Source organism: Sphingomonas sp. (genome assembly GCF_023266535.1).
Lineage (GTDB): Bacteria > Pseudomonadota > Alphaproteobacteria > Sphingomonadales > Sphingomonadaceae > Sphingomicrobium.
The window spans coordinates 1-10,149 of the sequence record NZ_JAHFPY010000088.1 but is presented as its reverse complement, the minus strand read 5'-3'; the positions used below and the strand labels follow the sequence as shown (position 1 = coordinate 10,149).

Genomic DNA, 10,149 nt, shown 5'->3' with positions numbered 1-10,149 from the left:
GGGGAATGTGCGGCTGATCGTTTCGACCAATTCTGACCAGGGGCTTCCACCGTCTAGCCAGGCATTGCGGGTTTGATTGTGCAACACGCGCTCGGGATGGTGGCGCAGAGCCTCGGAGTAGATCGAGGGAACAAACTGGCCTGGGTTCCTGACTGCCAGAAATACCGAGAAGGTGCCGCCGAGCTTGGTAATGGTTTTAAGTCGCTCTATTGCGCGAGGATAGGGCGGAAAGGCGCACCCTTCATATGGATGCCCAAGCCAGTTTTCCTCGGACAGGATGGTTGTTTTAAGTCGGCTGGAAACAGACCTTACGTCCCGCCTGAACTTGAAGCCCTTGAAGCGCTTCGCCCAATCGAAATTCAGGTGAGTGGCTCTGCGAAGTTCGTCCAGCGGAATGAAATCCACCCCCCGCTCGGCAAGTTGAGGGCGGATCGCCTCAAGAGATAGCTGCAGATGTGTCGTGGCGGTCTTGTGAAGGCCCAGGTGCAATCGCCAGTGCATGGCCGGATAAATGCTGCAACGAAAGTAAAACGGCAAGTCCACCGTCCCGAATTGGGAGCAGACCTAACGGCTAGGCCTCAACCTTTCACCGGCTTCGGCACTGACAAGGCGAAGTTCTGATAAGGTGAGTGAGCGCTCGATGCGGCGCCTAATAAGTGCAGTGCCTTATGGCCACTTTGGGTGAAAAGCGGACGTCGGGCTAATGGCAGAAATCGACCCAAAGCGGCCATTAAGCGCGGAGGGTTGCACCATCCCAATTACCGGCCAGCCGCCCGCGAGCTGCGTCCACCATTTCGCCGTAGTTGGGCTTGAAGGGAGCTACTAATTGCTTCTCAAGCTCACCTAGCAATCCATGAAGAACGGCGCACTCGGCGGTGTTCTCAAAGCATGTGTCCTTGGGCGTGTCGTCATCGCCCGAGCCAGACCACCGGGACAATAGGTCAAACAGGACGATAGCTTCGTCGGGAGTAAGGCGGATTTCAGCTCCGTCCTCGGGCGCGGGCGTGTCAGTCATGGCCCGCTCCCTGCCATGGCTAACGTCCGCTTTCCACCCATTGCAGACATTCGTTGAGCGCCGCTCATTTCTATCGACGGTCTCGCGCTGCCCTCTCTTGCATGCATCGACAGCGCCGCGCCGCCGCAGCCGAGAGCAGAGCAATGGGTCCCGCCATTTCAGGCTCCCACCGCCCCGAGCGTCCGTAGAAACCGGTTCACCACCGCGTTCACCTCGTTCGGCCGCTCCCATGCCGGGAAACCGCCGGCTCCCGGAATTAGCGCGCGCGTCCCCTTCGCCAGCAGGCCGTCGATCTCCGTCGCGGCGGTCAAAAAGTCGGTATGATCCTCCGCGCCGTTATAGACGAGCGCCGGAGCGGAGATCGTTGCGAGTCGCGCCTCGACCCGCGCGACCAGGCGCGGCGCGGCGTCGTCGGCCCAGGGTCGGCCGCCGAATGCCGCGACGATGGCGTGATGCGCCGCTGCCCGCTTCCCGATCGGGTCCGCGCGGATCGCCGCAAACCAACAGCTCGTCCGCCACCATTCATCGCGTGCCGCATCGATCCCGAGTTCCCGGACGGTCGCGCGGGCGCGGGCGATGGTCTCCGTCACGACCGGCGGATTGCACCCCGGAACCACCGGTCCTTCGAGAATCAGTGCGCCGATGAGCTCCGGCGCGTCCGCCGCGACAAGAAGGCCGACGGTGGCGCCGGTATGTGTGCCCCAGAGGCGCGCGGCGGTAACGCCGCGCCCGCGCATAGCGCCTGCCACATGGTCGGCGAACTCCTCGTGACCATAAGGGCCGCCGATCGCGGCGGAGAGCCCGTGGCCCGGCAGATCGACCAGGAGGATCCTATGCGTCGCCCGGAACGCCGCAACCTGCGCGGAGAAGATCCGATGATCCTGAGACATGCCATGGACCATCACCATCCACGGCAGGTCGCCCGAATCCTCGATGGTCCGCGTCGACGACATGCCTCTCCTTTCATCCGGGTGCCGGCGCGCGGCGGCCTAATCGAAAAGGAACTCGCTCGCCTACAACAGACACATCACGGATTCCCACACAACATCCAACTTTTCAACAGCATCGGTCGAAAGCGTACTGTGCCCTTAACAGCGACAGGGTCCCGGTGTCATCGCTTGAACGAGGGCATTTCGGGCGTTCCGGCCAAACTTGAACGAACGTCCGCAATCGGGCTTTGGTGCCGCTCTCGGCGGCGACCAGAATGGGCGCAAAGGATACGTAGATCGAATGACCGGAATGGGTGGAAAGCGGACGTTAAGCCTGGACCTATTTGCCGTTGTCGGGACAGGGGTCAAAGCTGCTCGGAGCCACGCTAACCCCCGCCGGACGCAGCGGTTCGGCGACACCGAGGGGTGTGTACCATTCAGACATCTCCAGTAACCTGAGCGGCGCGAAGATGACTATGACCGTGAGAACGACATTCACAAACTTCCAGTGACGTCGCAGTAGAAGTCGCAGAACTAAAAGCGCGACCAGAATGATGGCGGCGTAGACCGCAAAATCCAAGGCATATGCCTGCCAATCCACCGCATACTCCAGTGAGCAGCACTCGCTGTAGCGGCGGTTGGGTAAGGGCCAGCCATAAACAGGAACGAAGCAGCCGCGATATAGCCACTTCATAGTCACAAGCCCCTCGACCCAAAGAGCTACTGCTAATCCTTGGAGCAACAGAAGTGCGTAACGGCCCGGCCTGCGTAGGCGTGAAAGCCACTCAACGGTGAACATCGAGCCCCCTTGTCCCCGAGCCCGCGCTGCTTAACGCGAATTAAACAATGGGGCAAATCATCGGATCCGGCTCATCGACGCCCCACTTGCCAGGGCGGCACTGAATGCCCCCTTCTGGCGCAGGCACAATCTCCGTCACGATCACCATTGAGCTGTCATTGTCGAGCTTGGCTGCTAGTGCCGCGGCCAGCTTTTCACAGCCGGCCTCGATGTCGAGCCGCTTCTTTGACCGGAACCGGCTTAGGGCGACTTTATCGGCCGTAGCGAGGGCAACGACGAACATAGTGGTGATCTGTTCGCGGGTGAGTCGGTGCATCAGATCATTGAGAACGAATGAGGAACACTTGCAAGCAGCTTAATGTTCTTTGATAAGACAGCTAACCTGGCAGCTCGGCAACCTTCTTGAGTTGCGTTGGTATCTTCAACGCCGTATTTGCTTTTTCCCACAAATGGCCGTCGATCTGGTCCTTGGCTGCGTTTATGTTCCCCTGCAAGCCGACGACCGAACCTTCCGGAGTCCCGATCTTCCCGAAGGCCGTCACGACCTCCAAATGGGGGTTGAAAGACCATATCTTGATCTCGCCGCTAATCACCCCATCATTCACTTCGTATTGGCCAAGGTAAGCCATCATGGAATCGCCGCCAAAGATCCGGCCGGTTTCCAGGACCGCAATGCCGCTGTTGACCTGCTGTCCGGCGAAGTCGCCAAAATACGCGGCCCACATGCCTTCTATGCTCATGGATATTCCTTTCGCATCTCTCCCAGCGACCGAGCGAGCCATCTCAGGCAGATTGCAGGCCGAAAGGCAAATAGCGGATGCGAAGAGAAGGTGAACGAGTGTGGGAAATCAGCTTCACGATAATCAAATAATCAACAGGTTATCGTTCTATTTCAACACGTTCATAGAATTGCGTTCGAATCCAACTCGGGGAGCCACCCTTCTTTCGATGATCTCAAGGCGCCGAACAGGGCCAATTTGGCATGCATCGCGGCTAATGACCGTTATGGGTGGAAGGCGGACATTGGGCCTAGGTGCCGGATGCCTCGCCTTTCAACTGATGAGCAAGCTTCCAAGCTTCGTCCAGCAATACTTGGAAGCGCTCATTATCCGGTCGCATGTCCGCTTTGACGGACTGCAGAACCACATCGTTCAATGAACCCATCCCGCCAAACGACTGCAGCAATCCGTGGAGGCCCCAAGCGTCCGAATTGAGCAAAGACTCTTGCCATTGCCGCAACCGACCAGCCCAGCGGTTTGCGTGCTTTTCGCAAAGGTCGGCCATCTCACCTAATATGTCTGCCAGTCGGGCTATATCTGGATGAAGCGACATTTGGGTTAGCCTAACCGGCGACACCTAATGACCGCAATGGGTCGATTTCTGCCACGGCAGGTTTGGGTGGAAAGCGGGCATTAGCCATTGAAGGAGCTACTGATACGTCATCAACGCGTGGTTCAGCGCTTGGGGTTTCTGAATCCGTCGCGGACTATCGCGTATGAAATAACTCCTCCCAATAGGATAAGAGGCAACGCAAGTAGGACTGGCACAATTGCCCAACCGGGCCATAGCTCGGCACCGACGGCCACCGATTTTTGGGGGTCTCGTGGGTCAAAACGAATGCTCAATGAGCTGCCAGTCGGATGGGTATCGACAAGCGGACAACCGCCTTCACCTCCTTCGAAGTTCGACCCATTGACTTGAAAGCGATACCGGAACGCACACCCCCGCGTGCTTATGCCCGAAGATGATTCCGTTACGACCGCCGAGGCGAGAACGCCTGTATTCAGAACCTCGATGCGGCGTTCACGTTCAATCATCGCCGCTCGCACGATGAGAACTAGGGGGATGCTGATGATTAAACCGAGGAAGGCTAGAGCGCCGAAGCCCTTCACGAGCCGCTGAATGGGTCTAAATTGCATTGCTCCGGAAGTATCGAGCGGTTCCAATGTCCGGAATGGGTCGAAAGCGGTCATTAAACAAACGAAGCGGCCACGCGCGAACCCGACCGCTTCGGCGAGATGCGTTCATGTCCCGAGGGACCACCCCGCAGCGTCACCAACAGCAGCAATTGGGCAATGGCTCCAGAGGCTTGTTGGGCCTGTGTCAGCGCGGGACAGGCGAGAGCCGCTTTTCCATCCGATAATTGTGGATCGGGACGCCGTTGACCTCGAAGTCGCGGCGTTCGATTACCTCAAAACCCTGCTTTGCAAAGAAGCGTTTTGCTGGCTCGCTGGCTTCGGTGAAAAGCATTGAAATACCGTGCTTTCGAGCGACTCCTTCAAGTGCATTGTAAAGTTTGGTGGTGACTCCTGCCCCGGCCACATCGGGCAGGCAAAAGAGATGGTCGATGTGCCCGTCGGTCTCGACATCGCCATAGGCCAGCGGCTCATCCGCATCATCGACCGCGACAAATAGTGTCCGGCCGTCAGTACCGCGGGCAAGAAAGCGCGCAGGATCGGGCAACTGCGGCGCCCAGGCATTCACCTGGTCCTGCGAATAATATTGGGCCGCCACCTGGTGGATCGCGGCGTGAAACAGCGCCGCCAGTCTAGCCTCGTCGCCCAGCTGAAACGGCCTGATGCGCACGTCAGCCTTCTATAGCGGCCATCAGGCTCGCATTACCGCCGGCCGCGGTGGTGTCGATGCAGGTCACGCGCTCAGTGGCGAAGCGCGGCACATAATGCGGTCCGCCCGCCTTGGGCCCGGTGCCCGACAGCCCTTCCCCGCCGAACGGCTGGCTTTCGACCACCGCGCCGATCTGGTTGCGGTTGACGTAGAGGTTGCCGACGCGGGCGTGGGCCTCGACATATTGGCGGGTGGTGTCGATCCGGCTCTGCAGGCCGAGCGTCAGGCCGTAGCCGGTAGCGTTGATCTCCCCGATCACCTGGTCGAGCGTCCCGGATTTCCAGCGGACGACGTGGAGGATCGGCCCGAAATGCTCGCGGTCGAGTTCCTTGAGGCTCTTGATCTCGTACATCGAGGGAATGACGAAATGGCCGCGCCTGGCTTCGTCCGGCAGCGGGACCTCGGCCAGCAGGCGGCCCTTGGCCTTCAATTCGGCGAGATGGGAATCGAGCGCGGCCTTGGCCTCGGTGTCGATCACCGGGCCGACATCGGTGGTGAGGTCGCCCGGGTTGCCGACGGTCAGCGCCTGCATCGCGCCGGCGATCATCTCCAGCATCGAATCCGCGACATCGTCCTGCATGAACAGCACGCGCAATGCCGAGCAGCGCTGGCCAGCGCTCTGGAAAGCCGAGGCAACCACGTCGCGCGTGACCTGCTCGGGCAAAGCGGAGCTGTCGACGATCATCGCATTCTGCCCGCCGGTCTCGGCGATCAGCGGGACGATCGGGCCGTCCCGCGTAGCGAGGCTGCGGTTGATCGCCCGGGCGGTGTCGGTCGAGCCGGTAAAGGCAACGCCGCCGATCAGCGGGTGGCCGGTCAGCGCCGCGCCGGTCCGGCCGTCGCCCGGGGCCATCTGGACGACCGCCTTGGGAATGCCGGCGGCGTGCATCAGTTCGATCGCGCGGGCGCCGATCAACGGCGTCTGCTCGGCCGGCTTGGCGATGGCCGCGTTGCCAGCAGCGAGCGCAGCGGCGACAGGGCCGATGAAAATCGCCAGCGGGAAGTTCCACGGGCTGATGCAGGCGAACACGCCGCGGCCATGGAGACGAAGCTCGTTCAATTCGCCGGTCGGGCCGGGAAGCGCGGTGACGTTGCCGCACAGGCGCACCGCCTCGCTGGCGTAATAGCGGAGGAAATCGATCGCTTCGCGCACTTCCAGCACCGCGTCGGGCAAGGTCTTGCCGGCTTCGCGGATGCACAGCGAGAATAGCTCCTCGCGATGTTGCTCAAACAGGTCGGCGGCGCGGCCCAGCAATTTGGCGCGGGCGTGGCCACCGAGCTGGTCCCACGCGACCTGCGCGGCGAGGCCGGCGCGGACCATGCGATCGACATCCTTCTCGCTGGCGTAAATCACGCCGCCGACCACGATCGAGGTGTCATATGGGGCATAAATCGCCAGTTTTTCGCCAGTTCCTCCCCCGGTCGGAGCAGCCGACCAATGCCTGGCCTCGAGCTTGGCCAGCTTCTTCAGCAGCGGATCGCGGACCAGCGGGTCGCTCAAGTCGACGCCCGCGCTGTTGACCCGGTCCTTGCCGAAGATGGCGTTGGGCAAGGGAATCGCAGGGTTGCGCTTAGGCTCAATCCTGTCGAGCTCGGCGACCGGATCGCGGACCAAATCATCGATCGGGATATCATCGTCGGCGATGCGGTTGACGAAGCTGCTATTGGCGCCGTTTTCAAGCAGGCGGCGGACCAGGTAGGCAAGCAGCTCCTTATGGCTGCCGACCGGGGCGTAGATGCGAACCGGGGTCGGCTGTTCGCCGATCGCCTGTTCGAGTTTGGCGAGCTCCTCGTAGAGGCCTTCCCCCATGCCGTGCAGCCGCTGGAACTCGAAGCCCGGCGCGCCCTTGCGGGGCCCGGCCAGCGCCTTCACCGCGCCGATGGTATTGGCGTTGTGGGTGGCGAAGGCCGGGTAGATGCAGTCGCTCGCCGCCAGCAGGCGCTTGGCGCAGGCGAGATAGGAGACATCGGTCGCGACCTTGCGGGTGAACACCGGATAGTCGGTCAGGCCGGCGACCTGGGCGACCTTGATCTCGCTGTCCCAATAGGCGCCCTTGACCAGACGGACCATCAGCTTGCGATGATGGGTGCGGGCCAGTTCGACAGTCCAGTCGACCAACGGCACGGCGCGCTTCGAATAGGCCTGGATGGCAAGGCCGAAGCCGCCCCAGCCATTTTCAAACAGCGCTTCGTCGGCGGCCAGCGCCTCGATCAGGTCCATCGACAGTTCGAGCCGGTCGGCTTCCTCGGCGTCGATGGTGAAATGGACGTCGGCTTTGGAGGCCTTGAGCGCGAGGTCGCGGAGCACGGGCAGGATCGCCGCCCTGGCCTCTTCGGCGTGGCTCCATTCGTAGCGCGGGTGAAGCGCCGAGAGCTTGACCGAAATGCCTGGCGCCGCGCGGAAGCCGCCCTTGGCGACCCTGGCAATGGTGTCGAGCGCGCCGGCATAGGCCTTGGCGTAGCGGGCGGCGTCGGCATGGGTCTTGGCCGCTTCGCCGAGCATGTCGAAGCTGTGGCTCCAGCCCCGGGTCTGCTCGGGCGCGGCGCGCTTCAGCGCTTCGTCGATGGTCCGGCCGAAGACGAATTGCTTGCCGAGGATCTTCATCGCCTGGCTGACCGCGGTGCGGATTACCGGCTCGCCGAGGCGGCCGACCGCGCGGCCCAGCGCCGAGCGCCAATTGTCCGACTTGTCATTGGCCTCTTCCAGCACCTTGCCGGTCAGGAGCAGCGAAAAGGTCGCGGCATTGACGAAGGTCGAGCGGCTGTCGCTGAGCTTTTCCGCCCAATCGGGGCCGGACAGCTTGTCGGCGATGAGGTCGTCGGCGGTTTCGGCATCGGGGATGCGCAGCAGCGCCTCGGCCAGGCACATCAGGGCGATGCCCTCGTCCGAGCCGAGGTCATAAGCCTGCAAGAAGGCGTCGAGCCCGGCCGCCTTGTGGCCGCGAACGGCCTTGACCAGGGTGCGGGCGATGGCGGTTGCCTCGCCCTGCTGGCCGGCGGCGAGCCTGGCCTGCTGCAGCCGTTCCTCGACCACCTCCTCCTCTTGAGGGCGGTAGGCGAGGCGAAGCGCCGTGCGATCGATCATTTTGACTTTCTGGAGCATGCTGCGCGGCGAAATAGGCGGTTCGCCGTCCGCTTTCCAGCGGCGATTTGCTGAAGCCTTTGGTAACCATTTTCCAGCTAAATCCCGGCGATGAGCGTCGAACGGCCTCTTCAGCGATGGATTCATGGCGCCAGGCCGATCGCGGACGCTGCCGCGCGCCAATGCCCAACACAAGTTGCAAGCAGCGATAACAAGCTGCTTGGCCTGGAGTTGCTACGCTTCCTGGCAGCGATGGCCGTACTGTTCTGGCATTACAACCATTTCTACGACATGGTGGGATCGCGGCCGTTCGTCGCCAGCGCGCAACCCTGGCATGCATGGTTTTGGCCGTTTTACGATTTCGGCCTGTTCGGCGTGCAGCTTTTCTGGTGCATCAGCGGATTCATCTTCGCCTGGAAATATTCCGGCCCCGTCGCCAGCGGGACGGTGAGCGGACGCCAGTTCTTCTGGCTCCGATTCTCACGCCTTTACCCCCTCCATCTCGTTACGCTGTTGTTCGTCACCGCGCTCCAGCCTTGGCACCGGGCCTTTGCCGGCCACGACTTTCATTTCGAGGCGAACGACCCGTGGATATTTGCCAAGCAGCTGTTTCTTGCGTCTGACTGGATCGGCGGGCGGCAATATAGTTTCAACGGACCGATTTGGTCGATTTCGGCCGAGATCGCCGTCTATTTTCTGTTCTTCCTGATTGTTCGGCGATTTGCTCTCAGCCTCGGACTGTGTGTGACCATAGTTGGGGCGGCCCTCGCGGCTGAATTGGCCGGCATCCAGCTGACATCTGTCTGGTGCCTCAGCTACTTCTTTGCAGGAGCGATGGTCGCCCTGCCGATGCTCAAGCCGGCTGATAAAGAGTTGAGGAAAAGGCGGATCGTTCTCGCCGCGCTGACGCTGTTCGTGATCCTTGCCGTTTCCGCATGGCTGGGTGCACTGGGCGACCGCGCCAAAATGCCCATGCTGATGCTGCTCGCTGGGCCTCCGATTGTTTTCCTTGCCGGCCAGGACTGGTCCGTCCTGGACCGATGGCAGCGACCGCTCGCCAGCGTAGGGAACCTGACTTACTCAAGTTACCTTGTCCATTTCCCGCTGCAGCTTATCCTCGCGATCGCGGTCGCGGCGAGCGGTATCACCCTGCCGGTCACCAGCACCTGGTTCCTGCTCGTCTATCTTGGCGTCGTGCTCGGCGTCTCGGCGCTGGTCTACCAGAAGTTCGAGCGGCCTGTGCAAGACCGATTGCGCAAGCTCACGGTCGGAAAGCGCTAACGCCCGCTAACCGGCCAAGCCGTGGCAATGCTTATACTTGCGGCCCGACCCGCAGGGACAAAGCGCGTTGCGGCTGGACGGAGCGACAATCGTCTCGCCGTCGGCGGCCTGTTCCGGCATCGGCGGACGCGGCGCCTGCATCGGCGGCAAGTTCGACAAGAGCGCCCCGCCGGCATCGAAGTCGGCGGTATCGTCGTCGCCCGACAGCGGATCGATGTGGTGGGTGATGAACTCCGGCATGACTCCGCCCATCGGCGCCATCGGCATCGGCGCTGGCTCGTCGAACTGGATCGAGGCGCGCAGCAGCATCTTGGTGACGTCCTCGCGAATGATCACCAGCAACCGTTCGAACAGCAGGAAGGCTTCCTGCTTATATTCGTCGATCGGCTTCTTCTGCGCATAGCTGCGCAAGTGGATC

12 protein-coding genes are annotated in these 10,149 nt (G+C 61.7%); 1 reads left to right on the top strand and 11 read right to left on the bottom strand.

The features are described 5' to 3' along the window. The 10 genes from Q0C64_RS12080 to putA form a co-directional block, all read right to left on the bottom strand. On the bottom strand, nt 1-501 hold a 501-nt coding region (locus tag Q0C64_RS12080; protein WP_294124091.1), incomplete at its 3' end, for a hypothetical protein. A 229-nt stretch (nt 502-730) separates the two neighbouring features. Then, nucleotides 731-1,015 (bottom strand): hypothetical protein, encoded by a 285-nt coding sequence (locus Q0C64_RS12075; protein WP_294124090.1) that lies wholly within the window; start codon nt 1,013-1,015, stop codon nt 731-733. A gap of 158 nt (nt 1,016-1,173) precedes the next feature. After that, nucleotides 1,174-1,968: an alpha/beta hydrolase gene (locus tag Q0C64_RS12070; protein WP_294124089.1), complete on the bottom strand. Its 795-nt coding sequence runs from the start codon at nt 1,966-1,968 to the stop codon at nt 1,174-1,176. Between the two features lie 316 nt (nt 1,969-2,284). Continuing rightward, nucleotides 2,285-2,638: a hypothetical protein gene (locus Q0C64_RS12065; protein ID WP_294124088.1), complete on the bottom strand. Its 354-nt coding sequence runs from the start codon at nt 2,636-2,638 to the stop codon at nt 2,285-2,287. Nucleotides 2,639-2,783: 145 nt separating this feature from the next. After that, complete coding sequence (locus Q0C64_RS12060; RefSeq protein ID WP_294124087.1) at nt 2,784-3,059, bottom strand: hypothetical protein; 276 nt, start codon at nt 3,057-3,059, stop codon at nt 2,784-2,786. 61 nt (nt 3,060-3,120) lie between these two features. Next, nucleotides 3,121-3,483, bottom strand: coding sequence for a GrlR family regulatory protein (locus Q0C64_RS12055; RefSeq protein WP_294124086.1), 363 nt, complete (start codon nt 3,481-3,483; stop codon nt 3,121-3,123). Nucleotides 3,484-3,772: 289 nt separating this feature from the next. After that, the gene (locus tag Q0C64_RS12050) at nt 3,773-4,075 is read right to left on the bottom strand and encodes a hypothetical protein (protein WP_294124085.1); all 303 of its coding nucleotides are present in this window, start codon (nt 4,073-4,075) and stop codon (nt 3,773-3,775) included. A gap of 122 nt (nt 4,076-4,197) precedes the next feature. After that, nucleotides 4,198-4,662 carry a DUF3592 domain-containing protein gene (locus tag Q0C64_RS13415; protein WP_366004772.1) on the bottom strand — a complete coding sequence of 155 codons (465 nt, stop codon included), beginning with the start codon at nt 4,660-4,662 and terminating at the stop codon, nt 4,198-4,200. Nucleotides 4,663-4,846: 184 nt separating this feature from the next. Next, nucleotides 4,847-5,329 (bottom strand): GNAT family N-acetyltransferase, encoded by a 483-nt coding sequence (locus Q0C64_RS12045; RefSeq protein ID WP_294124084.1) that lies wholly within the window; start codon nt 5,327-5,329, stop codon nt 4,847-4,849. A gap of 1 nt (nt 5,330) precedes the next feature. Next, nucleotides 5,331-8,453: a bifunctional proline dehydrogenase/L-glutamate gamma-semialdehyde dehydrogenase PutA gene (putA, locus tag Q0C64_RS12040; protein ID WP_294124083.1), complete on the bottom strand. Its 3,123-nt coding sequence runs from the start codon at nt 8,451-8,453 to the stop codon at nt 5,331-5,333. A 108-nt stretch (nt 8,454-8,561) separates the two neighbouring features. On the opposite strand from putA, the gene Q0C64_RS12035 reads away from it, so the two are divergent. Then, complete coding sequence (locus Q0C64_RS12035) at nt 8,562-9,731, top strand: acyltransferase (protein WP_294124082.1); 1,170 nt, start codon at nt 8,562-8,564, stop codon at nt 9,729-9,731. Between the two features lie 6 nt (nt 9,732-9,737). On the opposite strand, the gene Q0C64_RS12030 is transcribed toward Q0C64_RS12035, so the two are convergent. Then, nucleotides 9,738-10,149 (bottom strand): SEC-C metal-binding domain-containing protein (locus tag Q0C64_RS12030; RefSeq protein WP_294124081.1); only part of this gene is annotated, 412 nt, incomplete at its 5' end.

Coding starts and splice junctions, on each gene's coding strand:
- Q0C64_RS12075 (WP_294124090.1), bottom strand. CDS start 1,015: ATGACTGACACGCCCGCGCCCGAGGACGGAGCTGAAATCCGCCTTACT.
- Q0C64_RS12070 (WP_294124089.1), bottom strand. CDS start 1,968: ATGTCGTCGACGCGGACCATCGAGGATTCGGGCGACCTGCCGTGGATG.
- Q0C64_RS12065 (WP_294124088.1), bottom strand. CDS start 2,638: ATGAAGTGGCTATATCGCGGCTGCTTCGTTCCTGTTTATGGCTGGCCC.
- Q0C64_RS12060 (WP_294124087.1), bottom strand. CDS start 3,059: ATGCACCGACTCACCCGCGAACAGATCACCACTATGTTCGTCGTTGCC.
- Q0C64_RS12055 (WP_294124086.1), bottom strand. CDS start 3,483: ATGAGCATAGAAGGCATGTGGGCCGCGTATTTTGGCGACTTCGCCGGA.
- Q0C64_RS12050 (WP_294124085.1), bottom strand. CDS start 4,075: ATGTCGCTTCATCCAGATATAGCCCGACTGGCAGACATATTAGGTGAG.
- Q0C64_RS13415 (WP_366004772.1), bottom strand. CDS start 4,662: ATGCAATTTAGACCCATTCAGCGGCTCGTGAAGGGCTTCGGCGCTCTA.
- putA (WP_294124083.1), bottom strand. CDS start 8,453: ATGATCGATCGCACGGCGCTTCGCCTCGCCTACCGCCCTCAAGAGGAG.
- Q0C64_RS12035 (WP_294124082.1), top strand. CDS start 8,562: ATGAGCGTCGAACGGCCTCTTCAGCGATGGATTCATGGCGCCAGGCCG.